This is a genomic window from Faecalispora jeddahensis, from assembly GCF_000577335.1.
Taxonomy (GTDB): Bacteria; Bacillota; Clostridia; order Oscillospirales; family Acutalibacteraceae; genus Faecalispora; species Faecalispora jeddahensis.
Map to the genome: position 1 here is coordinate 1 of NZ_CBYL010000021.1, position 24067 is coordinate 24067.

Below are 24067 nucleotides of genomic sequence, written 5' to 3' on the forward strand. Positions count from 1 at the left end.
AACTTGGTGTATTTTTTGCCCTCCCCTGTTATTTCGGGTTTTACCTCCGGCATTGCCATCATCATTGCACTGGGACAGATAGGCAATTTATTTGGGGTAACCCTGACAGGGAACAACGCGTTGGAGCGTGTGGCATCTATGGTGCAAAGGGGAGTAACCCCCAATTGGTACTCACTGGCAATTGGCTTGTTTGTAATTGTACTGATGATGCTTTGGCCTGTAAAATTGGGTGCCAGAGTGCCAGGCTCTTTGGCTGCGGTGATTACTGCCACAGTGCTTTCTGCGGTATTTGAGCTACCTGTGCAGACCGTAGGCGCGATTCCTCAGACACTGATACATACCAATCGCCTGACCCTTACCTCTTTGTTGCAGATGGAACCCGAGGTTATTTTACTGCCTGCAGTCAGCATTGCGGTACTTTGTATGATTGAAAGCCTGTTATGCGGCGCAGCAGCAGGGCGTATGAAGGGAGAACGAATGAATGCCGACCGGGAACTGGTGGCACAAGGTGTGGGTAATCTGTTACTTCCCTTTTTTGGAGGTGTACCCGCCACAGCAGCAATTGCCCGAACCAGTGTAGCCATTAAATCGGGCTGTCAAAGTAGATTAACCGGCATCATACAAGGCGTGGTTCTGTTGTTGTCTATGTTTTTACTGAGTCCCTTTATGTCCCAAATCCCTATGGCGGCTCTTGCGGGTGTGTTAATGGTCACTGCATGGCGTATGAACGAGTGGGAAAGCATACGGTATTTATGCATTCATAAATTTAAAGGCGGCATCTCAAAATTTGTGATTACCATGCTGACCACTGTGCTGTTCGACCTGACTATTGCCATTGCCGTGGGAGTGCTATTCTCTATTGCAATCTTTGTGATCCATATTTCCAATTTGCAAATTTCTGTCAGCGAGCTGGATTCAAAACGGTTAGAGTTGCCCATAGAGGCCAGCCGTCATATTCAGGTAGTTTATATTACCGGCGCCGTCTTTTTCGGCTCACTGGAGCAACTTGAAACCGGGCTGACTCAGGCAGATGCAGATGTATTGATTCTGTCTATGCGCGGCGTACCTTTTATTGACACCTCTGCCGTTGCGTTTTTGCTGGATTATTGCCGGGAACAGCAGAACAAGGGAGTTACCATCTTGTTTTCCAGTATTCAGCCAACAGTAAAAGATATGCTGGACCGTGCCGGAATTACAGATGTGGTGGGCTCTGATTCTTATTATTTCAACGCAAAGGACGCTATTTTATCTCATTTACAAGAATAAAAGAGTGCTGCACATCGAAGCTTTTTATTTTTAATAGAAACCGCACAGGTTTTTCCGTTCCAAATGAACACCATTCTTCCCAACACTTTGCACACCAATTAAAATCACTGATTGATTGAAAGCGATCATCTTCAGAACGATTTACTTTTGCAACTGTATCTATACTTTATGCGTTTTAAAAACATTTAAATTCTAGGACACCTTTCGGATAATTAATTGAGTTCCAGGATTCGGGAAACCGTCTGACCAGTCAATATTGTGGTCATGGGAGCCGTATGATATAATGAAACAATTGATTCCCATTTCTTAATGATACTTAGGATGATTCATATGCCTAAACGAAAGAAACCAAAAATGCCGCCATTATCCGTTGTGGATAAATTGATTTATTGTTTTCTTTTTCTAATTATTATTGCGATATCATTTAGTTTTTCTTATATTCCTGAACTGTTACATTATTTTACTTCATTTACAAACAATCATGTTTTTGCTGTAACAGCAGGAACCTCTTCCCTTTTGTTAGTGATGCCAACGCTCGTTGTTTCCAGCATCAGTTTCTGTTTTTGGATTGTAAAATACGGAGAAAAGAAACCAATCTTCGAAAAAAAAGAATTATTTATGGAGAACAAACTCGTAATATCTGTCCTTTATTTGGTCAACAGCATAAACCGAAAAGTGCAAATAACTTAAGTGAGAAAGCAAAATTGTATAAGAGGTTTATTTCTGCTTCTTTATCGTATTATCTTTTGTAATTGGTGCCTTTGGCATATATTCACGCTACGAACTCACCAAAACTTCAATTGTGAAATACAATTGCTTAAATCATGTATCCAATCCAATATCCACTTGATATGGTCACTCGAATCGAAATAGATGCTTACCATCATAATCAATACCGCTCCAGTGGGTGTTATACATTCTCATACACGTTTTTCTTTGATAATGGAAAAAACATTCAGTTTAAATATTCGGAGTTTCGCGATCTTGAATCCCTTTAGCCCCATATCGTAGACGGGGGAAGTATATTGGACTTACTTTCAATGTATTGATCGGACGCTTGTCGAAAAGTGAGGTTTTCGTCTTTGTTTTCTTTCTTCCGCTTATGGACATACTCTGATGCCAGATACTCTGCTTCCTTCCTGCTATCAGCAACAGAAGACTTGTATGGGCGCTTTCCATCCTCTCCTTTGCCGACATATGCAAGGACGCGCCAACTGCCACTGGGCAATTTTTTTGCTTTTGCCATGTAACATCCTCTTAAAACCGGACATAAAATGCCCGGCCTATTGATTTTTGGCCGGGGGTTGATACAATATATTTGCGTTATACGTATCGGCTTCGGCTGGTCTGCCGCTCGTTCCCACTGCAATGGGGCGGGCGGTTTTTTTATTAAAAAAATGATTTAATGCCTTCTTTCTGAAGAATCTGTGTAAGCAGATCAAATTTAAATTCTCTTATGTTATTTGTTGTACGTAATTCTTCGTTGATCATCTCTGTTAAAGTACGATTTTTAAAGTCTTGTTGAATAACGTTATTTACTGTTTTTACTCTAAACCAATAGGGCTCAGAATAATAATATTTTAAACAGTTGACTTTTGTAGAGAGGCGTCCACCACGGATTATTTGTTTCCAACAGATTGGAATAAGGCAATCAGCATTATAAAGCTGATACATTGCTGGATTCCATTTTTTAATATATTGCTTATCTTCGGACTTTTTATTACCATCAGTTGGAAGAGTTTCAGAGTGACTTACTAAAGGATTAAAAAGCGGCATACTATCAATATTTAAAAGACGTAAGAAATCTTGACCCGTAGGAGAGCCACATACAATCGCATAAACGTCATCAGGGTTAGATTAGCTTTTTGCTTCAAACATATAATATCGGTCAAAAATGTCTTTTCCTCCCTCGTCACTGGAAAAGGAATCTCCATTAATAAGTTTGTTGAATGCAATTTGCAGCAGATCATAATTTTCGATAATTGTTTGCCGCTGCGCCTCTCCGCGGCAAGATAAATGTGGCATGTTCATTAATTGCACATGATTCATACTTAACCCACCTATAATTAATTGTATGATTTCTTCTTATGCCATTTTTCTCTGTTGTGCAGAAAAATAAAGGTCCAGCACTTTTTGAATAAACGGCTCCGGCATGTCAAAATACTCGGCCAATTGCCAGCGCTCGGTATACCCGTACTTTACTGCGATTTGCAGATCTTCAAATGTTATGTACCGCTCAATAGCCCACTTATTAGCCTTGTACTCATGCTTCTCAATCAAATCAAGCGGACTGCTCACTTTATGAGTGCAGCCGGTAGCACAATGGCCCAGCTCATGGATGAGCATCGCCTTATACTTAGGTATACTTTCAAAGCAGGACAAATCTAAAAATATACCATATTTCCCATCTGCTTCAATCGTCGCAGCATCAGCAAAACCAATATCCTGCATAAACAGCCTTATTGTCTTTCTTTCAAATCGCTATATATTGTTGATAGATCGACCATGCTTTTTCCTCGATTTATTTCTTTTTGTTGTCGTCTTGCTTTTGACTGAGCTTAAACAGTCTAGCCATTTCTAATAACTTCTGTTTGTTTTCTTCAGTTAGTTCCTGAGTTTCGGCGTGAAGAACGTAGGTAAAATCGTCAAAGGATATATCCTTTTCAAATGGCGCTCTAAACGAAAAATTGTTATTCGATCTTCTAGGATAAATATTGAGTGAAAAGAATGCTTATACCCTTCTAAATCTCCTAGTAAGTTTACTAATTGTCTATCACATATTTCATCTTTTGTAATGGTTTCTAGGTGGCCTTTAAAGGTCTCTCTGTACAACAATCGGCTACGATTATATTTTCTCGCAGTCTTTATACGCTCAAGTTCTTTGCTAATACTACGAGTTTTAAAGGCCACAAAAATGGTAAGAGCAAAACCTATTATTCCAAATAAAGTGTTTGCGGCGACGACAGTAGGAGAATTTAGCCAACTAATTAAGTTCTCAATAGTTATCACCACTTTTCATCTTTAATTTGGAAACGATCTAAAAAATATTCTTTTTTTTAATTTAACAGTCAATTACCTTAGGCAATTATTTGCCAAATGCGGAATGAAAGGAGTCAGCTCATGAAAGCAACAGGTGTTGTGCGCAGGATCGATCAGCTGGGTCACTTTTTTATCCCAAAAGAGATTCGAAAGAACCTGAACATAGAAGACGATACTTCACTGGAATCTTTTGTGGGTGGTAGCAAAATCATCCTGCAAAAATACCAGCCAGACACATGGTCGGCGGGCGAACTAAAAGAGGCACTGATAGCAGCGGCTAGGGATTCCGAGAAGGACCCTCTAGATTATCTGAGAATTCAAAGAAAGGAGCACTAAGCCATACACGACGCCTTGATTTTCGCACTGTTCACCTTCTGTTCGCTGCTGTCGGCCTCTTATGCGCGGCTGGCCGGCGAGGTGTACCGGCTGGAACGCAAGTACAATGACCTGCGCAGCCGAACAAACGACTCGTTCGAGGCGACGAGGCGACGCAGAATGCTCTAAACAGAAAGCATTTATGAATGTTGTCAAGTGGCAATGCACAGGCAAAAACATCGATTCATGACATAAAAAGGCCAGTTCGTGACATCTGCGCACACAAAAACCTGAAGTTCCATTAAAATAATTCCCATATCATAGGAGGAATCAAGATGAACTCGAAGAGAAAGAAAAAACCGCATCGGAACGGCAATTCCAAATGCGGCGCATAAGTAAACATCTTAACTGCATTATAGCAGATTGGAGTGAAATGTCAATGTCAATCAACAACATTACTCTTGCCCTGCAGGGGATTGGCGTACCTGCTCATGTGGTGGGCTACGAGTACTTAAAGTCGGCGCTGTCTATCTGCATGCATAATCCCAAAGCGATTTACAGCATGACTACCGGGCTGTACCCGTCCATCGCCAAAACACACGGCACAACCGCATCAAAAGTGGAACGGGGAATCCGGCATGCGATTGAGATTTGCTGGGACCGCTGCGATATAAGCACGTTGGCAAGTGTGTTCGGGCCGGTTGTAGGAGCCCGAGCAAAGCGGTCCGCGAACGCCGAGTTCATCGCCGCGCTGGTGGAGCAGCTGAGGATGGAGGGCCTGGCATGATCACAGGATACAAAGGCAGCGGTCCGAAGAACGGCCGCTATGTATCCGCCGAGGACGCTCCTGCTTACGCCACGGAGCGCTGCGGTATCCGACTTTCCGGGCTACCTGGGGATACCCGGGAGGAAATTTTTCTTATGCTAGAAGAATGGTTTTTCTCCGGCGACTAGGTACCGGTCAAGCAGGATAAGGAGGCGTCGTCATAGGTCAGCTGACACACGAAGAGTGGCTTGCCGAACGTCGGAAAAGCATCGGCGGCAGTGATGCCGCCGCCATCGTTGGAATGAACCATTATGTTACACCATATGCGCTCTGGGCGGATAAGATCGGTCGCCTTCCGGATCAGGCAGACAATGAAGCCATGAGGCAAGGCCGGGACCTCGAACAGTATGTTGCCGATCGATTCACGGAGGTTATCGGGAATCGTGTACGCCAGCATACTGCCATGTTTCACAATCCTGATTATCCCTTCGCTCATGCCAACATCGATCGGGCGGTCATCGGCGAACGTGCCGGTCTTGAGTACAAAACCACCAGCGTCATGAACCTGAAGAAATTCAGGAGCGGCGAGTATCCGGAGAATTACTATGTGCGGTGCGTCCACTATCTGGCTGTTACCAGCTGGGATCGGTTGTATCTGGCCGTGCTGATTCTGAACCAGGGCATTCGATTAAACGGGATCAGGCAGCGATCGACGCGCTGATGCAGGCGGAGCGTGACTTCTGGAGCATCTATGTGATACCGGATATTCCCCCACCCGTGGACGGGCTCCCGCCAACCAGCGAGGCGCTGGGAATTGTGTTTCCGGGCTCTGGCGATGATGAGGTCAAACCTCTTTATCGGTCAGAACTTCTCCAAAGCTATCTCAACCTGAAGGATCAGATTGCAGCGCTGCAAAAAGAGAAAGAGCACTGTGAGCAGATTTTAAAGCAAGATCTGGGTGACGATGTTACTGGCGAGTGCGGCGGGTACCGTATCGAGTGGAAACCACAGAGCCGACAAACATTTAATTTTCAGAAATTCAATAATGACCATCCCGAAATGGATTTCAGACTATATTTGAAAGAATCCACATTTCGGAGATTTTCTATAAGGAGCGAAAAGAAATGACAGGATCGATTCAGAAAGCAACACAGGCGCAAGCATCTTCTCTGCAGAATGATGCTGCAAAAAAGAGCGTCAGCACTTTGATCAGCAGCATCTCGACAGCGAGGGGTACGAAAAAGATTCAACGAGCTGCTCGGCGAGCGCACACCTCAGTTTATTTCCAGCATCGTTTCCCTGGTAAACGCAGACGCCAATTTGCAGCGGGCCTTCTATGATGCGCCGGTGACTGTGATACAGTCTGCGCTGAAAGTTGCAACGTTCAATCTCCCCATTGATCCGAACCTCGGCTATGCCTACATAGTCCCGTTCAACAACACAGTCAAAAATCCGGATGGCAGCATCCGAAAGCGCATAGAAGCATCGTTCATTATGGGCTATAAGGGCATGAATCAGCTGGCGCTGCGTACCGGCGTGTACAAAACCATCAATGTAGTGGATGTCCGTGAGGGCGAGTTGAAGAGTTACAACCGCCTGACAGAAGATATCGAGCTGGATTTCGTGGAGGACGATGAGGAACGTGAAAAGCTCCCGATCATCGGCTGGGTGGGCTATTACCGACTAATCAACGGTACGGAAAAGACCATCTACATGACCAGAAAGCAGATCGAAACCCACGAGAAAAAGAACCACAAAGGCCAGTATATGGGGAAAGGCTGGCGTGAGGATTTCGACAGTATGGCTATGGAAACCGTGTTTCGTCGCCTGATTGGTAAGTGGTGCCTTATGTCTATCGATTACCAGAGGGCGAACCCTGGCACGTTAGCCGCTGCAGATGCTCTCGCCCATGGGCAGTTCGATGACGAGGATCCTCTTCCCGACGCTGTACCGCTTCAGGCGGAAGCGCAGGAGGTCAATCCGGAAACCGGAGAGGTACAGTCGTGAAGACAAAAGAGGAGTTTTCAAACGCATATTTTCTGATCTAACAAGACGGTGACAGTATTATTAGAAGGCGGTGCGCATTAGTGCTGAACAGTATATGGATTGAATTACATCAGGAAATGCCGCGGCATCCAAAAACTTTGGCTTTGGCACAGGCGCTCAAAATCAGCCGTCGGGAAGCAGTCGGGATTCTTGTTGATTTGTGGACCTGGGGGCTCAGCTGCGCTGAAGAGGATGGTGGGCTGAAAACAATAGACGACGCCGGTATTGCCCTCGCTTTGGACTGGCCGATCAAGAAGTCCGGCACCCTTGTAAATGCCTTTGTGCAATGTGGTTGGCTGGATGATCTGGGAGGCGGAAAATACAGGTTGCATGATTGGTCCGATTATACCAGTAAGCTGACCGAAAAACGTAAGGACGCTGAACGGAAACGGCGAGCAAGAAGAGCGGCAAATCATCCGGACGCGTCCCTGCCTTTTCCGCAAAATGTCCCTGGACAGCCCGCGGACAGTCCACTCCAAAACGCCGTTAACCCGCGCGCGGGTATAACCCAACCCAACCTAACCGAACCAAACCATCCTAATCCCCCTACCCCTTTTCCTGCCGCGGAAGAGTCGCCGGAACCGTCGGATGCGTTGCGTGGCGTTTTAGTGAGTTTTGAAAGTAATATCCATCCTCCGAAAGCAGCAGAAACCGAAATCTTGCGGGAACTGTGCGAAACATATCCGGAACCGGCCGTTCTGGCGGCTATCGCGGAGGCCAAGGGAAAGGGCCGTAGTGCGAATTACATCAAGACCATCCTGGAGGGGTGGAAGCGTGACGGCGTAAAGCCAGCCTCTGAGCAGAAAAACGCAAGAGTCCCTACCTATGACCTGGAGGAATATGAAAAAATGTCCGGAGAAATGAGGGATACGCCTTGAAAGGCAAGCAATATGCCCCGGCCGAGAATTACAAGTCAAAGCTCGAAAAGGTCATGAGCCGGCTGGGGATCGAAAAATATAATTATAACTGGGATCGGTTCAGCTGCTGCGTGGAATTCAGCTACAAGGGCCAGCTGTACCGTTTCTCCCACAGCATCGAGAATGCGAAGAATCACGGTCAGTCGGTTCGCTACGGCAACGACGTTTTTGCACAGGTTGTGCTTTCTCTCGAGGACTTGTCACGCATGGTGGAGCGTGGAATTTATGACCTTGGCACCTGGGTGGCCGGTATGAAATACCTGCCACCAGCCGCAGAAATTCCGGATTGTTTCCGAGTCCTCGGATATGAGCGGATCCCCGGCGGCCGCGACGAAGTGACCCGCCGGTACAGGCGTCTGGCCAAATCTGCACATCCGGACGCCGGCGGCAGTAAGGATCAGTTTCAGACACTGATGGCCGCTTATAACGAGGCGATGGAGTATCTGGAGGAGGCACTCGAACATGAAGTCAGTTAGCTTTGAGATTCCCGGCCCACCGCAGGGAAAGGCCCGGCCCCGCGTGGTGCGTGCCAAGAACGGCGCGAGCCTGACCTACACGCCGGATAAGACTGTGGCCTATGAAGAACTGGTACGGCTCCGCTTTAAAGCGGTCGCGCAGAGTTTTTGCTTTGCGGACGGCGCCCAGCTTGCCATCCAGATCACGGCGTGCTATCCGGTACCCAAGAGCAAAAGCAAACGTGCTCAAGCTGAGATGATTGCTGGCACGATCCGCCCTACGAAAAAGCCGGACTGTGACAACATCGTGAAAATCATCTGCGATGCCCTGAACGATCTGGCTTACAAGGATGATTCGCAGATTGCGAAGTATTACGCGGAGGCGCCACGGACGTTTGTGAAGATAATGGAGGTACGATAAAAATGCCGCCTAATAAAAGGCGGCCAAAGTTATAAAAAACTTTTCAATTGTTCAACGTTTGCTTCTTCTGTGGCTAATAGTTTTTGGGTTAAAGTGCGGACAGTATCATTGGTTCCACTGTAATCATGCAGATGCTTTATTGTCTTATTAACGCCCATTTGGTTCCCTTGAATAGTCATTTCTGCAATCTTTGAGTCTGTGTGGTTAGTAATCATCTTGCCAGCAGCCATGACGTCAGCGGAAGCTTCCGCAATTGGACTCACACCCTTAGGCTGTTCGTTCCTTGCTGCAAGCAAGTCTTTAGCCTGATCACGAAGCTTTTGATATTCAACTTTTTGATTTTTGAGCTTATCTTTTAGTGCCGTGCTTTGAATGTAGTTTTCCACGGATTCAATGCCTTTGCAACCCATATCTGTAGTTTTATACACATATTGTAGCAATTCGATATCATGCATCATGTCTTATTACCTCGCTTTGGTTTTAGTGTAACTTTTTAACTCAAAAGTATGCGAAGCGGAAAGGAGAATAAGATGAATGAATTAAAACCAAACGGTTTTGAAACAGCAGATGCTTTAGACCGGTTGCGCGCGGTGCGGCGCGGAATGCCTTATAAAACACTTTGGCCGTCAGATGTGGATGAAGCCATAGAAGCGTTGGAAGAAAAGTTGAACCGCCGCCCCGTCCCGGAAAACAAGCCTTATTTGTCTGAGATCGACCGTGTGATTCGGCTGTACGAAAATATAGCAGAATGCCCCTGCGACACTTACGCACAACTGATACTTACTGCTTTGTATGAGTATAAAGATCACCACGTCGAAAACAATCCGCTGACGCTGGAGCAGATGCGAAAAGCACTAAAGTTATCGATCGAAACCCACAGCGTCGACCAGCGCCAAGTTGAGAGACTTATGAAATATTACATCCAGCAGGCACAGGAGGTGAAAGGAAAACAGCCCCTGCCATAAAGCAGGAGCCGCATTAGTTGAATTTAGAAGTGGTTTATCCAAGTTACAAAAGAATCAACGTAGCTTTTTAGAAACGATTTAGTATTTTCGGAAGTGATTTCACCATTGGGCCCTAAAATATCCGTTACATTTCCGATATACGCTTCGGGCTGCTGCATGGTGTAGATATTTAAAAACATCAAAGATTGACGTAAATGGTGATTTGCTCCAAAAGCACTTAAATTGCCCGGAGATACGCTAATCACCGCACCGGGCTTTGCATTCCATACGCTTTTCCCGTAAGGGCGAGAACCAATATCAATCGCGTTTTTCAACGCCGCAGGCACAGAACGATTATGTTCCGGCGTAACAAATAAGAAAGCGTCGAGTTTCCCCACCGCCTCTCTGAACTTCACCCAAGAGGTCGGCGGCATGTCGTCATAGTCTTGATTATATAGTTCAAGATTTCCAATATCGATAATTTGCGCATTGAATCCTTCTGGGAAAAGATCGATAACATTTTGAGCAATTTTCTTGCTAAAAGAATCTTTTCTGGTACTTCCTACGAATACACCGATTGTTTTTTCACTCATATTGAATCACCCTTTCAATAATTAATTATTTATATTATATTCCATTATTTCCCGTTTGAAAAGAAGTGGTTTCAACAAAATACCCCATTATGATCAAATCACAAACAAATACGAAAGGATGATGGCACTTGACGGTCAACGAAGTGAAAGAGCTGCTTAAAATTTACTACGATATCCCACAAATGATTGATGAGGAGTTCGCCACCATCCGTCACTGCGAAGAGATGAAAAACACAATAAATTTGCCGCACGGCCAATAATGGCGCTGACGGATCAGGCAAAGTATTATGATGATGAAATTATAAATTGCTACCGCCGGATTGCGGAGTTGCAAGAAAAACGAAACTGGCTCGGCCTTGCACTCGGGCGCCTGGATCAAACCGACCGGTACATACTGGAACTGGCCTACATGGGTAGCCCTGATTCGAAACGGCGGGGCCGCACTTTCCGATGGCCATCGTGGAAAGAGATTGCGGATAAGGTGGATTATTCGGAGAGTCAGACCAGAGAGCGTATGCGCGTTGCTTTGCTTCAGCTGATGATGCTGGCGGATCAGACTACATTTCTGGGAATGATACGCTGATTCACTTAACGACAAATCTCGTACCGGTTTCCTAACTGATCTATCAAAACCGCTTTCAATTCGTTCCAAGTACCTTTTGTAAAGGAATCCTTTGGGACGAGATGAGCTTGATTATTTGTGATGTAAAGATAAAGAAAATCGTTGTACTCCCAAACTTTTAGCAAACCTTCATACGTGTAATTAGATACAGAAGATAGCTCTTCAGAATCTACTTTTACCGTGAAATGGTCCCCATACCACGTAAAGTAATTATCGATAGAATAGAGTTTAGCCGACAGTTTGTAACCTATCAAAGGCATTACGAACCACATGTAAACCACCATAAAAAGCATAAGAAATATCATAAGGGCTAATAAGGGAATTACCGGCTGATCCAAGTCGTATGTATAATTGATAATTACAAATAGCTCAATTGACGCAATAATGGTCACTACAATACCTGTAGGAATTAGAATTTTTCTCCATCTGGTTTTCTTAAAGGCGTCAAATCGATAAAACTTACGATAAACATCTTTGTCAATTTTTGAAACAGATTGCAGTTCCATACTCTCACCTCAGGTAAATGATAGCATAATTGTAGCTCGGTCCGAAAGAGGAATTTTATGGCACTTTTGTATGAATGGCCCTATAATACCGGCGTTTTCCAGCGACTTCCGGCGGAAATCGGCGTGTTCCGGCAGGCCAAAGTGTGGTATTATATAATTACGGAATTTTAGGAAAGCGTTCAGCCGATGGCTGGGCACTTTTTCATGCCTTGGAGCGTGCGGGTCTGACAGAAAGGAGCCGCATAGATTACACCAATAAAATATTCAATATGGACTGCGTGTCCGGGATGGGAATGTCCCCAGATAAAAGCATAGATTTGATTCTGTGTGATTTGCCGTATGGTATCACAGGGTTGCAGATAGGACAGTTTACTTCCTTTTGACCAGTTGTGGAAGCAATATACCCGCATCATCAAAGACAACGGAGCGATCGTCCTGACGGCTTGCCAGCCGTTCACGACACAACTGATCAGCAGTCAGCCAAAGCTGTTCCGGTATTGCTGGTACTGGTACAAAAACATGGCGACCGGGTTTGCAAATGCGAAAAAGCAGCCGCTGCGCTGCGTGGAAGAAGTCTGTGTGTTTTATAAACACCGGCCGACATACAATCCGCAGGGGCTTATCATCCTGAACCAGCCGGTGAAACGGCGCAGGAAGTCAGTGCCTGCGCATGGGGATCCGGTTTATCGGATAGATGGCAGCCTGGCCCATGACACAGAGACCTACGTTGTGCATTATCCCCGGCAGCTGCTGGGAATCAAGTTCGAACGTGGTCTGCACCCAACGCAAAAGCCCGTCGCACTATTTGAGTACATCATCCAGACTTATACAAATCGGGGCGAGATCGTGCTCGATAACTGCATGGGCAGCGAAACTACAGCAGTCGGTTGCATCAATTCTGGCCGTAATTATACCGGATTTGAGTGGGATAAGAAGCATTATCAGACTGCAGCGAAAAGAGTCAAAAACATGAGACCATCTCCTTGACTTCTGTAATATTATGGAATATTACCAAAATAAAGGGGATGTTTGCGTGATGAGTAATATTGAAAGAAATGTTCAAATAACTAAAAAATTGCAGTCTATTTACAATTATAAAAAAATCTCAATTAAAAGCCTTCTTTTTTCCATTAACGAAACTGGTTCTGGCCTTGATGAAGAGTCCACGATTTACTGCCAAATGGATGTGACTGACGTTCAGTATGGCCCTGATTTTCTATATTTTTATGGCAAAGGTAAAGACCGCTTTATTATCGCATTCGATGATAGTGATATTGAAAAGCTTAATTTTAATGACATAACCGAAGAAAGTGAATTAACGATTCACAAACGATTTTCCAATATGGATTTAGAAATCAGGATTGCGCTAGTATAATAGAAACCTTTTGAAAGTTTCCAAAAGACGACCCATGGGTCGTCTTTTTCATACCCATTTTTAAGAGGTGAGCGCCATGACCAACAAGCAGAAGTGGTTCTGTGAAGAGTATCTTAATAAAGAAAGCCGAGCATCATTCTCCGGTATCGCCGGGACTCCTTTCTGAGATTGCCCCGTGGTAATGCACTGTGGGGCAGATATGCGCTATAAAGAAATAGGTGGTAAAAACTGAAATTGCTATGGCGGCAGGTTTTTTGTTATAATCAGGCTATGAACAGTATTAATATTGAGTGGGGGTCTAAAATTATAGGTATGGAAAATTATACTGACAAAAAAATTGCTGCAACTCATATCCCGCTGATAATTAATCCTGATTCGGGTTTTTTGTATTTTGATGAAAAAGGTATTGTTTTTACAACTACTTTGGGTGATCCAACAATAAAAATAGATTATTGCGATATGAGCGAAGTTCTTAGAAAAAGAGCACTGCTTGGTATTATTTCTTGTTTTTGTATATTAACACGTCAGGGTGAAAATTATAAATTCATTGTTTTTAAACGTGCGGCTGTTGTAGAGTTTTTGAAAAGTAAAATGAGCCGCCTAGGTATAGAATAAACGCTGATAACCGGAAAAGACCGGCAAACAAAAAAGGTCGTCGTGGTGTAAGCGGGCGTCCTTTTATGTAATGTGGCGTCCATAACGGACGCCACAACCTATCACCAACATCTACGACAGCAGCCACAGCAACGGCCACAGCCGCGCCGGGAGCCGCATCCTGCAAGAGCTATAACCGGGATCAACCAGCACATGTTTGTTCCCCCTTTCGAGTATCAGAGTATGATGCATACTATGATTGCAGGATAATGCTTGTCAATGTTCGGTGTTAGAATGCTGCTGAAGAATGTCATAAAAAGGATTAGAGACCCGTTCCGGGCCGTCCTTTTTGTTTGGAGGTGGGCAGAGTGCAATGCAAAGATTGGGCTTTATCTGCAAAATCGATGCATATTTCGGTACTGACCGTATTTTCCGCGGCCGGCGCCGCTATTCTTTCTGCCTTGGGCGGCTGGGATACCAGCTTACAGTTTTTGATCGGCATCATGGCTGTGGATTATCTGCTGGGCATCCTGATTGCCTTGATCTGGCACAAATTCCAAAAGACCGCAGACGGTACTTTCGAGAGCAATGCCAGCCTCAAGGGCCTGCTCCGAAAAATGAGTGTGCTGCTGGTGGTTTACGTTGCGGTGCAGCTTGACGTCGTTGCAAATACCGGCGGGTATCTGCGCACGGCAGTGATTCTATTCTTCATCGCCAATGAAGGCTTTTCGGTGATTGAGAATCTCGGCATCATGGGGGTCCCAATGCCGGATGCGGTCAAAAATGCTTTTGCGGTGATTAAGAGTAAAGCTGAAAACAACGAATAAAAATGATGAGGCGGTGCACCGAAAAATCATTCCAGTGCGCCGTTTTTATTTTTATGATATGATTTTTAAAAATGAAAAATAGGGGTAAATATGAAAAGAAGAAATAAGCTTTTAGCCAGTATCATGGCTGTTTTGTTGATTGTTTCTAGTAATACTATTTCTGCATCTGCGGCAAAAGGGATACTTGAAGACAAAGCTCAAGGTTCACTACCAATTACTAAAATTTCCAGATTTATTCAATCTAGTTATGCGAATGATTCAACTTGCTCCTGGAATAAAGATACTGTAGTAGATGAATCTATACCTACTTATGATTTGGACAACAATATAAACGGGTACATTTTGAACCTCTCAACCAATGGTAAATCAACTGGTTACATAGTGTATGACACGTCAGCAAATGAGCCGGTAATAGTTGAATTTGGTTATAATAATGTTTATACTATTCAAGGGGAAAAGGTGACAAAAGAGACTGATTTAGGGCGTTCAAAGCTTATCCCCGTAGGCATGGATGAGTATTTGCTGCAAAGTGGCACCGAACTTTATACAGTTAAAAATAGAACTAATGTAACTGATCAAAAATCTAAGTTCCAACAAGCAGTAAAAGAAAAAGAAGAAAGCATAGCTGCCAGTGTTCAAAAACAGAAATCAGAGATTTCAACTAAACAAATTATTTATACATCGGTATCCGTTCCCAATCTATGGAAGTCGGGGTATCAGCCTGTAACAATGCAGATGTATGGAAATACAGCTTGTACTGTAGTTTTTGGTTTAAATCTTTTAAAGTATTGGACTGAGTGCAGGGGAATTCCTAGTTTGTATAATTCTTATGATGTTCCTGCTTTAACGCAAACGTTTGGAAGATTAAAAGTTACTATGAATACAAATGCCAATGGCGAAACAGACTGGTATGATGGATACAATGGAATTTCTTCTTATTGTTCTACGTATGCATGTACTGCACCTAAAGGCTCGGATTATAAAAATGGTTTAGATTGGAATTGGTATAAAACTCAAATTGATAATGGGAACTTCACATGTGTAAATGCGGAATTAAGGCATTATCAAAATGATGGTAGAGACGGCCACCATAGTTTTTCAGGAGTAGGATATCAAGAAACATCGGATGGAAACTATATGCGAGTCGGGGATCAATGGACAACAGACTATTCCCATTTTTATAATGTAACAGCATATTCTAGCAGTATTAAAAATATTTGGTATTACAGGTGGTAACTTTATGATGCGAAAGACAAGATTTTTGCTGGTGCTTATATGTATTAGCACCGTTCTTTTTTCAGCAGGATGTGGTGCCCAAAAGACTTCTACGGTTCCATTAAAGGAAATTATCAATCTATCTGAATCTGATATTTCCAGTATAGGAACGAGTGAAGGCGGCGGACTTCAAACAACAATTCAAGACTCTACGCAAATTAAATCAATTTGTAATTTCTTATCTCAAATTGATTTGAAAAGTGATTACCAAAAGGAAGAAGAACAAAAAGATTCCAGTGGAGGCGGAGGTGCATATTTTCTAATCCGCTATTCAGACGATAAATTAACTCATCTCCAAATATATGTTGAGAACAATCAAGCAAGGATTTCCGGAGATATCAAAGGAGGTCGGATAGAAAACGGCTGGAAGGTTTATACTCTATCGGATTCCTCACAGATAACAAAATTGAGTGATATGTTAGCTATTAAATAAAATAATTAACTGGAATCCCTGCCTGCACAATTGGCGGGGACTTATTTTTTATAACCCAATCCTCAACTGTTGGTAAATTTTATTCATTGTAATTACCGGGATTTTCAGGTATGGTTTTAAAGGAATATTACATATCAGAGGATGGGTATTATGAAAACAGTTCAAAAAGCCGGTTCGTTTTTTCTGGCGCTGCTTCTTTTGTTCGGTACTGTGGCATTTTCTTTTCCGGTACTAGTAAACGCTGCTTCAGCCAGTGATTTTGTCATTGCAAAGGGCGTGCTCACAAAATATAACGGAACAGATGAGATCGTGACGATCCCGCAAGGCGTAACCGCAATTGGAGACAACGTGTTTTACCAGACGTCGATTAAGCAGGTTATTTTGCCCAAGGGGCTAAAAAGTATTGGTGCATCGGCTTTTTCACGCTCGAAATTGACGAGTGTAGACATTCCTGAGGGCGTTACAAGTATCGGTGTAGGCGCCTTTGCCTATTGCAGTGATTTGGCGGATATAAAGTTCCCCAAATCACTGCAATCTGTTGGAGCGGGGGCTTTGAATGAAACTCTTTGGTATGTGAGTAATCCCAACCCCTTTATTATGGCCGGGGATATTTTGTACCGTTATACGGACGAGGATGTTGGTTACATCGAAATTCCCAAAGGGGTAAGGGTCATTAACGATGGGGCTTTCTCTGGACTGAGAGCTGTAAGCAGAATAGAAATTCCCAACACAGTCACAACCATAAAAGAAGAAGCTTTTCGGTTTACCGGTTTGCTAAGTGTCACAATTCCCGACAGCGTAACTGTCATTGAAAGGCAAGCTTTCTCGGACTGTTCGAATTTAAAGAGTATCACTCTATCTAAAAATCTAAGAAAAATAGAAGATCAGCTTTTCTATTTCTGCGAAAGCTTAACAAAAGTTTCGATCCCTGCCGGTGTTACAAGTATAGGTAACTCTGTACTTTCATATTGTATCCGATTGCAGGAGGTAAACATTCCCAATACGGTAGTAAGTATTGGAAACGATCTGCTGACCGGATGTAATTCGATCAAAAGCATTTTAATTCCCGCAAGCGTGAAAACAATCGGTTTTCATTTAACCGATGTCTGGGCTTTAGATCCTTATAACCCCGACAATCGTTTTATCATCTGGGGTTACAAAGGCACCGCGGCAGAGAAATATTTAGAAAAATATCCGGGCCAATACCGGTTTTGCTTGGCGGGAACCGAAGCGCCTCCGGTTTTTAATCCCGATTATAACGGACATATTTACAGTTCGGCGGTTATGATGGATACCAAAACCTATACGATGGCTCCCGGAAATATTTACGACATAGGCGTAACATTGCTGGGGAACGCGGCCTCCAAAACACGCCGGATGACCTCTTCCCGCGACGGTATCGCGTCAGTGCGGCAGCTTCCGAACGGGAATTACCGTGTTACCGCTTTGCGGCCGGGAACGACCTATATTACTTTCACGATTTACAATCCCAAAGACGGAAAAACGGAAATCACCCACGCCTCCATTAAGTTGGAAGTAGCAAAGGGCGTTAAGCAGCATGGCGTAGCCTGCCGTCAGACTACCTACTTTAATTAAAAAGAAACGATCCCCCGTAACCGGATTTACTCCGGCTACGGGGGACTTTTTTATTTTAATTTCAATTTATATTGACGTTTATCGATTTGATACATATAATATTCATATCGAAGTTTATGAATGTGAGGAACCGATATGGAAAACTATTCGGATTATACAAAGGTGTTTAAAGCGCTGGGAGAAACCAAAAGAGCAATGATTATAGATATGCTCTCCTGCGGGGAGCTTTGTGCTTGCATGATTTTAGAGAAGTTTGAGATGTCCCAATCCACACTGTCTCATCACATGAAACTTCTGTGCGAGTGTGGACTTGTCAAAAGCAGAGAGGAAGGCAAATGGACGTACTATTCGCTGAATGCGGATACCATCAGTAAAACAAAGCAATTTTTCTGTCATATCACATCTGATAAGGAAAATTGCATTTGCAAAGAAAACATCGATTGCTGCAAAGGCTGTGATGAAAACGAGCAAAAAACCTCTTAATTTCTACTGCAAAGCCTGAAAACTGAATCTAGAATGGAGTTGCTGTTATGAAGAAAATGAAAATATTTGAACCGGCCATGTGTTGCCCTACTGGACTTTGCGGAGTGGGCGTCGATCCTGAACTGCTGCGTATTTCCACTGTGCTGGACACACTGAAAAAACGCGGGGTAAAAGTAGAACGCTTCAATCTTAGTAGTGCACCGAGGGAGTTTATCACCGATCAAACGATTAACGCTTATATCAATACCAAAGGGCCGGAAGGCTTGCCCGCCGTTGTGGTAGATAGCAAAATTGTGATTACAGGCCGATACCCCACCAATGAAGAATTTACGAAGCTGCTCGATCTTCCTGAAGGTATGCTGACAAAACAGAGCGAGGCTGCAAAAGTAAAAATCACCAGGAAGAAGTCTGGCGGCTGCGATTGTAAGGGAGGTTGCTGCTGATGGAGCTTTTTCATCCCTTGACGGTCCCCTTGACTAAATACCTCTTTTTTACCGGAAAAGGCGGTGTTGGTAAAACCAGCATCGCCTGTGCTACTGCCGTATCTCTTGCAGACAGCGGAAAACGGGTATTGCTGATTAGTACCGACCCTGCCTCCAACTTACAGGATGTATTTTCGATGAAACTGACGAACAAGGGAACGCCCATCCCCGACATACCGAATCTGGTCGTGGCGAACCTTGATCCCATACAGGCTGCGGCCGAGTACCGGGAAAGTGTGATAGCACCCTATCGCGGCAAACTGCCCGAGTCGGTCATCGTCAATATGGAAGAGCAGCTTTCCGGCTCCTGTACTGTGGAAATAGCAGCTTTTAACGAGTTTTCCAGCTTTATTACAGACGGTAAAGCACAACAGGAATACGACTATATTATTTTCGACACGGCCCCTACGGGCCACACGCTGCGGATGCTCCAGCTTCCATCTGCGTGGAGTAATTTCATCAGCGAAAGCACACATGGCGCGTCCTGCTTGGGCCAGCTTTCCGGCTTAGAAAGCAAGAAAGCAATTTACAAACAGGCTGTGGAAACACTGGCAAACAGAAACCTGACCACGCTGATTCTCGTCACCCGCCCCGAAACTGCACCGTTCAAGGAGGCAGAACGGGCTTCCGGTGAGCTTTCTGCGTTGGGCGTTCACAATCAAATATTGGTTGTCAACGGCGTACTGACGGAGCACAGTGATGCCTTATCTTCCAGCTTATATGAAAAGCAGCAGACTGCTCTCACTGCGATGCCTGAAAGCCTACAAGCGCTTTCGCTCTATATTGTGCCGTTGCGGGCATATAATGTCACGGGACTTTCTAATGTGCGCGCCCTGCTGAATACCGACCATGTTACCGCGCACACGGAAACGTTGAACGCTGCCGGTATCCCTTCGTTGAACGACGTGATAGATGAACTGGCGGCAGACGGGAAGCGTGTTATTTTCACAATGGGTAAGGGCGGTGTAGGTAAAACTACTGTTGCCGCTGCTGTTGCGCTGGGACTTGCAAAGCGCGGAAAGAGAGTCCACCTCACCACCACTGATCCCGCCGCACATCTTAAATTTGTGCTGGATGAAACGAGCGGCGTTTCCATGAGTCATATTGACGAGGCCGAGGAACTGAAAAAGTATCAATCTGAGGTACTTTTTAAGGCGCGCGCTTCGGGCATGAGCGATGAAGATATTTCCTATGTGGAGGAGGATCTGCGTTCTCCCTGCACACAGGAAATCGCCGTATTCCGTGCCTTTGCGGAGGTGGTGGAAAAGGCCAACGATCAAGTGGTAGTAATCGACACAGCGCCCACAGGTCACACCCTTCTTTTACTGGAATCTACGCAGAGCTACAACCACGAAATCGAGCGTACCAAGGGTGAAATCTCTGAATCGGTAAAGCGGTTGTTGCCCCGGTTGAAATCCAATGAGACCGAGGTTGTCATTGTGACTTTGCCCGAAGCAACCCCCTTCTATGAGGCGTTACGTTTGGAAGACGATTTGAAGCGGGCGGGGATTGCTGCAAGATGGTGGGTAATCAATCAATCCCTTTATGGTACGAACACCACCAACCCCATGCTGGCGGCAAAAGCATCAAACGAAGTAGAATGGCTCAACCGTATTGATGCACATGCACATGGTCAATTTGCAATGATCGCGTGGAGTGCCGATGAGATCAAAGGCGATCGCCTGTTAACTCTTTAAGGGGATAAATATGGTTAAAGTCGCATTTATCTGTATCCACAATTCTTGCCGCAGCCAAATTGCAGAGGCATTGGGCAAACATCTTGCCGGCGATGTATTTGAAAGCTATTCGGCAGGAACAGAAACAAAGCCGCAAATCAATCAGGATGCAGTTCGCCTGATGAAACAGCTTTACGGGATTGACATGGAAAAGACACAGCGTTCAAAGCTGCTTTCAGAACTTCCACCGATTGATATGGTTGTTACAATGGGTTGTAATGTCGATTGTCCCTATCTCCCCTGTAAGCACAGGATGGATTGGGGGTTGGATGACCCGACGGGAAAAAGTGATGAGGAGTTTGTTAGCACCATTGGAGCAATAGAAGAAAAAATCAAAGAGCTTGCATTAAAATTGATTTCGTCCAAAGAAACATAAAGGCCTGGATGATTGTTTGGAGCAGAGCATAAAAAGTAGCGCCCTCATCTCCCGGCCAGGAATGAGGGCGTTTTTCATGTTGTATTTCGTGTTGCATGTGTTGCATTTTGTAATGGATATTTGTATTTTAAGTAATTCTAAAGTCCGATAAAAAAGACTTTATAGACATGAAAAAACCGCATGAATACTGGATTTTCCAGTAACCATGCGGTTTTTCGTTTGTGAAAACCGTGGAAAAAAAATTTCTCGAACCCCCCGTAAAAAATGGCGATCCGTTAAAAAATCAAGCAGCAGTTTTACCTCTGAGGATAAAACTGTAGACCCTAATAAAGACTTTTAATATTATATCAGGAAAATCTAATATAAGCAACTCACGGCCTTATCCAAAATTATTGGTAGTTGTTCAGCAGTTATGCCGAAGGAGAACCTGTTGACATTTTTTTGCAAACTATATATGCTTGTGGTGTCGAATGCAGAGAGGCGCTTTGTATTCGGTGAGCCTCGATCCTGGCTCTGCGGATTATAATAATGTGCAAAGACACAAGTTGTTCCGGCGCAAAACTGCCCTCGTCAATTCGGCGGGGGTGTTTTGTTTTATTGCGCTTATAAAAAGCTCCCAGAGATTTTCCATTCGAGGTCGCATACCGGGCGGAAAGTTTTGCGGTGGTTTCAGCTTCTCAAACCACAATACACGAGGTGAAGGATCAGGTGAATGGTGATTGATGAAACTGAGCGGAGGCGGATCGTCATCTGCTTTGCGTTTAGCCTGCCGGTTGCACCCTCTCCATGGGGAGACCGCGGTAGATAAGCTGCCCGTTCTGCTGGGCATATCAACTCCTTGGCGGAGCGGTTCACACGCTGGCACAAACGGCGCACACGCCGTTTCAACGGTTGCTGTAGTGTCTACGCCCGTATTGGACGATATATCGCTTACAGGGGTAATATCGGGTTCAGTGTTTTCAGCAGGACTTTCTTCATTATATAAAATATCAAAGGCATTTTCCTGAATGGCTTTCATGAGGGCCAGCTTGGAAAGATTCTGTGCTGCCGCAAGGTCAATATAAAAAGAGCGCTGCTCATCGCTTTCGCAGCACTCCAGTATAACGGCGTTTTGCGTCCAGCTCAGAGACTGCGCTTTTTCCATGAGAGCCGGTTCGTTTGCGTAGGTGCGGTAAAAGTCACGCATCCTGCGGAGATTGCGAAGGGAGAAGCCTTTCAGCAATGGGAACCGGATGGCGAGGGTTTCGGCCAAGTGAGCGACAAAGGCTTTTTCCCCCTGGCGGCAGATGCATCGGCCGATCAGGGTATAAAGCTCCATCAGAGATTGGTTGGATGGCTTGTCATAGCTTTCGTAGCAAGCGATTATGGCAGATGCGATCTGTTCCATATAGAGGGGACTATCATTTTTCAGTGATTTCATGGGCTTCTCCTTTCCGGCTCGTTGTAAGCCTGTTTTTATGTACCCGGCAGAATCAGCTCTGCCGGTGATATTTTAAGAGGGTATCAGTAGCTTTGCTCCATTTCAAAGCCGCAGTCCTGCTCCTGGGCATCTTCGACAAAGGTGATGTTGACATATTCTCCGATGATGCAAAGCGCGTTGTCATAGCTGCCGCTGGCGGTGATCCGCTCCCGCATTTCTTTTGCCTGATCCCCAAGTCCGTTTTCCTTCAATGTTCGGGTGGCGATGCCCATCAGATTGAAAATATTGCCGTCCTGCCCGATGAGGGCGCAATCGGGTTTTTCCTTTTGAACAGGCGGCCCGTTCATATCGACACCCAGCCGGTTGGGGAGATAATCACTCAGCCAGGTGCCGCCAAAGGTTGCATGGCTCTGCAGCCGCCACATGGCGAGCTTTCCTATGTCCAGATCCATATTTTCCATTGACAACAGCAGATTGGTACAGCCGTTATGCTCAAAGACGGAAACATCTTTGAACGTATCGCCGTTTTGCAGGATGCCCTCCTGAGTCAGCAGTTCATTGATGCCCTTTACCCATTCCGAGAGGTCACCGCCACAGCCCTGGATAACAAGCCCCTCACGGTCTGTCATGGTACGGAGTTCGTCTGTTGTAATATGCTTCATATCGTTCCTCCATTCGTTTCCTGTAGTTTGAAAAGTTATAAGTGGGAGTAATGCGGGACTAATTCATAGCCGGACCGTTTTGCTGATTTGAATTGGGATCATCCGCCTGCTGGCCGTCCTTTTCCATTTCCGGCTGTTCCGGAGAGCAATGGTTCAGAAGATCCTGCACCCTCCACGGGACATTGTCGAAATCCACATGAATATCCCCCTCGACAGGGACGGTGTACCAGTATTCGTAAGGAATATATACGGTTGACAGGTACTTGGACTCTGCGGCCGAGATATGTTCGCCTCCTTGTTCAATGACGCCCTTGGGCGTCAAAAAGAAGGTTCCCCAATGCTCGCCGGAGGACTCCAGATCAAGGGTTACGATGCCCAACCCGATATGGCCGGTGCTGCGGCCTCGAATGACAGCGGGAAGATCAACGATTTCATAGGTGTAGTCGTCGAAATATTCCGTGCCGTATACGTCAATGCAAAGGTCATGCATCCGTTTCAGTATCTCTTTGGCATAGCTGAAATCATCCGAATTGCAGGAGTGGTCCAGCTTTGCGAACTCCACTGTCGGAAGCATAGCGTTCAGGCGGTCTATATAGACCGCCCGCAAATCTTTTTCTTCCATTCTATTTCACCCTCATTCCATTTTCATGCCGAACTGCTCGGATTCACTTTCCTGCAGTTCGGTTTGTTCCGGGCGCGAGATCACGGAAAAGCTGTCCTCGCCTGGAATGACGCCGAGAGTGCGCCCATTGTCAAATGTACAGTGAAGCGTTCCAATGTCATCCACAACATTCACCGTTCCCTCCGTACCGGGCAGAATGGGGGCATAGGGGTCATCCATTCCAATCAAACGGATGCGGGTTCCCTGCGGGTATTGCTCCTTGATACGTTGTACCTGCTTGTGGTCCATAAACATCA

35 protein-coding genes and 1 pseudogene are annotated in these 24067 nt (G+C 45.0%); 25 read left to right on the forward strand and 11 right to left on the reverse strand.

The features are described from left to right. On the forward strand, positions 1–1266 hold a 1266-nt coding region (locus tag TY09_RS09335; RefSeq protein ID WP_042433489.1), incomplete at its 5' end, for a SulP family inorganic anion transporter. A 330-nt stretch (positions 1267–1596) separates the two neighbouring features. Then, positions 1597–1956, forward strand: coding sequence for a hypothetical protein (locus TY09_RS09340; RefSeq protein ID WP_042433492.1), 360 nt, complete (start codon positions 1597–1599; stop codon positions 1954–1956). Between the two features lie 304 nt (positions 1957–2260). Here TY09_RS09340 and TY09_RS09345 read toward each other — a convergent pair whose 3' ends face one another. The 4 genes from TY09_RS09345 to TY09_RS09355 all read right to left on the reverse strand — a co-directional run bounded on the left by TY09_RS09345 (position 2261) and on the right by TY09_RS09355 (position 3717). Then, positions 2261–2512, reverse strand: a complete 252-nt coding sequence (locus TY09_RS09345) for a hypothetical protein (RefSeq protein ID WP_042433495.1) — start codon at positions 2510–2512, stop codon at positions 2261–2263. Positions 2513–2655: 143 nt separating this feature from the next. After that, positions 2656–3042 (reverse strand): hypothetical protein, encoded by a 387-nt coding sequence (locus tag TY09_RS18330; protein WP_147584640.1) that lies wholly within the window; start codon positions 3040–3042, stop codon positions 2656–2658. Between the two features lie 81 nt (positions 3043–3123). Beyond that, the gene (locus tag TY09_RS09350) at positions 3124–3315 is read right to left on the reverse strand and encodes a hypothetical protein (RefSeq protein ID WP_042433498.1); all 192 of its coding nucleotides are present in this window, start codon (positions 3313–3315) and stop codon (positions 3124–3126) included. Positions 3316–3351: 36 nt separating this feature from the next. Further along, positions 3352–3717 (reverse strand): hypothetical protein, encoded by a 366-nt coding sequence (locus TY09_RS09355; RefSeq protein ID WP_042433501.1) that lies wholly within the window; start codon positions 3715–3717, stop codon positions 3352–3354. A 669-nt stretch (positions 3718–4386) separates the two neighbouring features. On the opposite strand from TY09_RS09355, the gene TY09_RS09360 reads away from it, so the two are divergent. The 9 genes and pseudogenes from TY09_RS09360 (at position 4387) to TY09_RS09405 (ending at position 9225) form a co-directional block, all read left to right on the forward strand. Further along, positions 4387–4641 (forward strand): AbrB/MazE/SpoVT family DNA-binding domain-containing protein, encoded by a 255-nt coding sequence (locus TY09_RS09360; protein WP_042433504.1) that lies wholly within the window; start codon positions 4387–4389, stop codon positions 4639–4641. Between the two features lie 418 nt (positions 4642–5059). Then, complete coding sequence (locus TY09_RS09365) at positions 5060–5407, forward strand: sporulation initiation factor Spo0A C-terminal domain-containing protein (RefSeq protein ID WP_052335588.1); 348 nt, start codon at positions 5060–5062, stop codon at positions 5405–5407. Beyond that, the gene (locus TY09_RS18335; protein WP_157037048.1) at positions 5404–5574 is read left to right on the forward strand and encodes a hypothetical protein; all 171 of its coding nucleotides are present in this window, start codon (positions 5404–5406) and stop codon (positions 5572–5574) included. The genes TY09_RS09365 and TY09_RS18335 overlap by 4 nt, the downstream gene beginning before the upstream one ends. An 80-nt stretch (positions 5575–5654) precedes the next feature. Continuing rightward, positions 5655–6107, forward strand: a complete 453-nt coding sequence (locus TY09_RS17935; RefSeq protein WP_242841473.1) for a YqaJ viral recombinase family protein — start codon at positions 5655–5657, stop codon at positions 6105–6107. A gap of 32 nt (positions 6108–6139) precedes the next feature. Further along, positions 6140–6514: a hypothetical protein gene (locus TY09_RS09380; protein ID WP_147584642.1), complete on the forward strand. Its 375-nt coding sequence runs from the start codon at positions 6140–6142 to the stop codon at positions 6512–6514. Between the two features lie 114 nt (positions 6515–6628). Further along, positions 6629–7393: pseudogene (locus TY09_RS09390) on the forward strand (recombinase RecT); the annotation flags it as partial. 80 nt (positions 7394–7473) lie between these two features. Beyond that, complete coding sequence (locus tag TY09_RS09395; protein WP_042433517.1) at positions 7474–8310, forward strand: DnaD domain protein; 837 nt, start codon at positions 7474–7476, stop codon at positions 8308–8310. Then, positions 8307–8825: a J domain-containing protein gene (locus TY09_RS09400; RefSeq protein ID WP_242841470.1), complete on the forward strand. Its 519-nt coding sequence runs from the start codon at positions 8307–8309 to the stop codon at positions 8823–8825. Before TY09_RS09395 ends, TY09_RS09400 begins: the two co-directional genes overlap by 4 nt. Further along, the gene (locus TY09_RS09405) at positions 8812–9225 is read left to right on the forward strand and encodes a RusA family crossover junction endodeoxyribonuclease (protein ID WP_042433520.1); all 414 of its coding nucleotides are present in this window, start codon (positions 8812–8814) and stop codon (positions 9223–9225) included. Before TY09_RS09400 ends, TY09_RS09405 begins: the two co-directional genes overlap by 14 nt. A 29-nt stretch (positions 9226–9254) precedes the next feature. Here TY09_RS09405 and TY09_RS09410 read toward each other — a convergent pair whose 3' ends face one another. Continuing rightward, positions 9255–9683, reverse strand: coding sequence for a hypothetical protein (locus TY09_RS09410; protein WP_042433523.1), 429 nt, complete (start codon positions 9681–9683; stop codon positions 9255–9257). Between the two features lie 72 nt (positions 9684–9755). On the opposite strand from TY09_RS09410, the gene TY09_RS09415 reads away from it, so the two are divergent. Next, the gene (locus tag TY09_RS09415; RefSeq protein WP_042433527.1) at positions 9756–10190 is read left to right on the forward strand and encodes a hypothetical protein; all 435 of its coding nucleotides are present in this window, start codon (positions 9756–9758) and stop codon (positions 10188–10190) included. A 23-nt stretch (positions 10191–10213) separates the two neighbouring features. On the opposite strand, the gene TY09_RS09420 is transcribed toward TY09_RS09415, so the two are convergent. Beyond that, positions 10214–10762 (reverse strand): NADPH-dependent FMN reductase, encoded by a 549-nt coding sequence (locus TY09_RS09420; RefSeq protein ID WP_042433530.1) that lies wholly within the window; start codon positions 10760–10762, stop codon positions 10214–10216. 128 nt (positions 10763–10890) lie between these two features. Between TY09_RS09420 and TY09_RS18930 the strand changes: the two genes are divergently transcribed. Both TY09_RS18930 and TY09_RS09425 read left to right on the forward strand, forming a co-directional pair. Next, positions 10891–11022, forward strand: coding sequence for a hypothetical protein (locus TY09_RS18930; protein WP_276325295.1), 132 nt, complete (start codon positions 10891–10893; stop codon positions 11020–11022). Between the two features lie 68 nt (positions 11023–11090). Then, on the forward strand, positions 11091–11345 hold the full coding sequence (locus tag TY09_RS09425; RefSeq protein WP_187119600.1) for a hypothetical protein: 255 nt from the start codon (positions 11091–11093) through the stop codon (positions 11343–11345). Between the two features lie 5 nt (positions 11346–11350). Here TY09_RS09425 and TY09_RS09430 read toward each other — a convergent pair whose 3' ends face one another. Beyond that, positions 11351–11890, reverse strand: coding sequence for a YcxB family protein (locus TY09_RS09430; protein ID WP_042433535.1), 540 nt, complete (start codon positions 11888–11890; stop codon positions 11351–11353). Between the two features lie 387 nt (positions 11891–12277). Between TY09_RS09430 and TY09_RS09435 the strand changes: the two genes are divergently transcribed. The 11 genes from TY09_RS09435 (at position 12278) to TY09_RS09485 (ending at position 21067) form a co-directional block, all read left to right on the forward strand. Further along, a complete protein-coding gene (locus tag TY09_RS09435) occupies positions 12278–12877 on the forward strand; it encodes a site-specific DNA-methyltransferase (protein WP_242841471.1) in 600 nt (199 codons plus the stop codon). Positions 12878–12926: 49 nt separating this feature from the next. Beyond that, a complete protein-coding gene (locus TY09_RS09440) occupies positions 12927–13265 on the forward strand; it encodes a hypothetical protein (protein ID WP_042433537.1) in 339 nt (112 codons plus the stop codon). Positions 13266–13499: 234 nt separating this feature from the next. Then, a complete protein-coding gene (locus TY09_RS09445; protein WP_042433540.1) occupies positions 13500–13880 on the forward strand; it encodes a hypothetical protein in 381 nt (126 codons plus the stop codon). 347 nt (positions 13881–14227) lie between these two features. Continuing rightward, complete coding sequence (locus TY09_RS09450) at positions 14228–14686, forward strand: phage holin family protein (protein WP_081759640.1); 459 nt, start codon at positions 14228–14230, stop codon at positions 14684–14686. Positions 14687–14776: 90 nt separating this feature from the next. Then, the gene (locus tag TY09_RS09455) at positions 14777–15922 is read left to right on the forward strand and encodes a hypothetical protein (protein WP_042433543.1); all 1146 of its coding nucleotides are present in this window, start codon (positions 14777–14779) and stop codon (positions 15920–15922) included. A 4-nt stretch (positions 15923–15926) separates the two neighbouring features. Then, entirely contained in the window at positions 15927–16394 is a 468-nt protein-coding gene (locus TY09_RS09460) for a hypothetical protein (protein WP_042433546.1), read from the forward strand. 150 nt (positions 16395–16544) lie between these two features. Then, the gene (locus tag TY09_RS17615) at positions 16545–17990 is read left to right on the forward strand and encodes a leucine-rich repeat protein (protein ID WP_052335591.1); all 1446 of its coding nucleotides are present in this window, start codon (positions 16545–16547) and stop codon (positions 17988–17990) included. 135 nt (positions 17991–18125) lie between these two features. Continuing rightward, positions 18126–18473, forward strand: coding sequence for an ArsR/SmtB family transcription factor (locus TY09_RS09470; RefSeq protein ID WP_009061396.1), 348 nt, complete (start codon positions 18126–18128; stop codon positions 18471–18473). Positions 18474–18520: 47 nt separating this feature from the next. Then, positions 18521–18916, forward strand: a complete 396-nt coding sequence (arsD, locus tag TY09_RS09475) for an arsenite efflux transporter metallochaperone ArsD (RefSeq protein ID WP_042433549.1) — start codon at positions 18521–18523, stop codon at positions 18914–18916. Continuing rightward, complete coding sequence (arsA, locus tag TY09_RS09480; protein ID WP_042433552.1) at positions 18916–20652, forward strand: arsenical pump-driving ATPase; 1737 nt, start codon at positions 18916–18918, stop codon at positions 20650–20652. The genes arsD and arsA overlap by 1 nt, the downstream gene beginning before the upstream one ends. 10 nt (positions 20653–20662) lie before the next feature. After that, complete coding sequence (locus tag TY09_RS09485) at positions 20663–21067, forward strand: arsenate reductase ArsC (protein WP_042433554.1); 405 nt, start codon at positions 20663–20665, stop codon at positions 21065–21067. Between the two features lie 520 nt (positions 21068–21587). Here TY09_RS09485 and TY09_RS09490 read toward each other — a convergent pair. The 4 genes from TY09_RS09490 to TY09_RS09505 form a co-directional block, all read right to left on the reverse strand. Continuing rightward, the gene (locus TY09_RS09490) at positions 21588–22487 is read right to left on the reverse strand and encodes a DUF1016 N-terminal domain-containing protein (protein WP_042433558.1); all 900 of its coding nucleotides are present in this window, start codon (positions 22485–22487) and stop codon (positions 21588–21590) included. An 83-nt stretch (positions 22488–22570) separates the two neighbouring features. After that, positions 22571–23149, reverse strand: a complete 579-nt coding sequence (locus tag TY09_RS09495) for a hypothetical protein (RefSeq protein ID WP_042433561.1) — start codon at positions 23147–23149, stop codon at positions 22571–22573. Between the two features lie 58 nt (positions 23150–23207). Further along, entirely contained in the window at positions 23208–23771 is a 564-nt protein-coding gene (locus TY09_RS09500; RefSeq protein ID WP_042433563.1) for a hypothetical protein, read from the reverse strand. A 12-nt stretch (positions 23772–23783) separates the two neighbouring features. Next, positions 23784–24065 (reverse strand): DUF4314 domain-containing protein, encoded by a 282-nt coding sequence (locus TY09_RS09505; RefSeq protein ID WP_081759642.1) that lies wholly within the window; start codon positions 24063–24065, stop codon positions 23784–23786. Between the last annotated feature and the right edge of the window lie 2 nt (positions 24066–24067).

Excerpts from the sequence above, each read along its gene's own strand:
- TY09_RS17615 (WP_052335591.1), top strand. The coding sequence starts at position 16,545 with ATGAAAACAGTTCAAAAAGCCGGTTCGTTTTTTCTGGCGCTGCTTCTT.
- TY09_RS09440 (WP_042433537.1), top strand. The coding sequence starts at position 12,927 with ATGAGTAATATTGAAAGAAATGTTCAAATAACTAAAAAATTGCAGTCT.
- TY09_RS09470 (WP_009061396.1), top strand. The coding sequence starts at position 18,126 with ATGGAAAACTATTCGGATTATACAAAGGTGTTTAAAGCGCTGGGAGAA.
- TY09_RS09495 (WP_042433561.1), bottom strand. The coding sequence starts at position 23,149 with ATGAAGCATATTACAACAGACGAACTCCGTACCATGACAGACCGTGAG.
- TY09_RS18330 (WP_147584640.1), bottom strand. The coding sequence starts at position 3,042 with ATGCCGCTTTTTAATCCTTTAGTAAGTCACTCTGAAACTCTTCCAACT.
- arsA (WP_042433552.1), top strand. The coding sequence starts at position 18,916 with ATGGAGCTTTTTCATCCCTTGACGGTCCCCTTGACTAAATACCTCTTT.
- TY09_RS09420 (WP_042433530.1), bottom strand. The coding sequence starts at position 10,762 with ATGAGTGAAAAAACAATCGGTGTATTCGTAGGAAGTACCAGAAAAGAT.
- TY09_RS09405 (WP_042433520.1), top strand. The coding sequence starts at position 8,812 with ATGAAGTCAGTTAGCTTTGAGATTCCCGGCCCACCGCAGGGAAAGGCC.
- TY09_RS09505 (WP_081759642.1), bottom strand. The coding sequence starts at position 24,065 with ATGTTTATGGACCACAAGCAGGTACAACGTATCAAGGAGCAATACCCG.
- TY09_RS09455 (WP_042433543.1), top strand. The coding sequence starts at position 14,777 with ATGAAAAGAAGAAATAAGCTTTTAGCCAGTATCATGGCTGTTTTGTTG.
- TY09_RS09345 (WP_042433495.1), bottom strand. The coding sequence starts at position 2,512 with ATGGCAAAAGCAAAAAAATTGCCCAGTGGCAGTTGGCGCGTCCTTGCA.
- TY09_RS09500 (WP_042433563.1), bottom strand. The coding sequence starts at position 23,771 with ATGGAAGAAAAAGATTTGCGGGCGGTCTATATAGACCGCCTGAACGCT.
- TY09_RS09490 (WP_042433558.1), bottom strand. The coding sequence starts at position 22,487 with ATGAAATCACTGAAAAATGATAGTCCCCTCTATATGGAACAGATCGCA.
- TY09_RS09365 (WP_052335588.1), top strand. The coding sequence starts at position 5,060 with ATGTCAATCAACAACATTACTCTTGCCCTGCAGGGGATTGGCGTACCT.
- TY09_RS09485 (WP_042433554.1), top strand. The coding sequence starts at position 20,663 with ATGGTTAAAGTCGCATTTATCTGTATCCACAATTCTTGCCGCAGCCAA.
- TY09_RS18335 (WP_157037048.1), top strand. The coding sequence starts at position 5,404 with ATGATCACAGGATACAAAGGCAGCGGTCCGAAGAACGGCCGCTATGTA.
- TY09_RS09340 (WP_042433492.1), top strand. The coding sequence starts at position 1,597 with ATGCCTAAACGAAAGAAACCAAAAATGCCGCCATTATCCGTTGTGGAT.
- TY09_RS09350 (WP_042433498.1), bottom strand. The coding sequence starts at position 3,315 with ATGAATCATGTGCAATTAATGAACATGCCACATTTATCTTGCCGCGGA.
- TY09_RS09415 (WP_042433527.1), top strand. The coding sequence starts at position 9,756 with ATGAATGAATTAAAACCAAACGGTTTTGAAACAGCAGATGCTTTAGAC.
- TY09_RS09430 (WP_042433535.1), bottom strand. The coding sequence starts at position 11,890 with ATGGAACTGCAATCTGTTTCAAAAATTGACAAAGATGTTTATCGTAAG.
- TY09_RS09410 (WP_042433523.1), bottom strand. The coding sequence starts at position 9,683 with ATGATGCATGATATCGAATTGCTACAATATGTGTATAAAACTACAGAT.
- TY09_RS09460 (WP_042433546.1), top strand. The coding sequence starts at position 15,927 with ATGATGCGAAAGACAAGATTTTTGCTGGTGCTTATATGTATTAGCACC.
- TY09_RS09355 (WP_042433501.1), bottom strand. The coding sequence starts at position 3,717 with ATGCAGGATATTGGTTTTGCTGATGCTGCGACGATTGAAGCAGATGGG.
- TY09_RS09360 (WP_042433504.1), top strand. The coding sequence starts at position 4,387 with ATGAAAGCAACAGGTGTTGTGCGCAGGATCGATCAGCTGGGTCACTTT.
- arsD (WP_042433549.1), top strand. The coding sequence starts at position 18,521 with ATGAAGAAAATGAAAATATTTGAACCGGCCATGTGTTGCCCTACTGGA.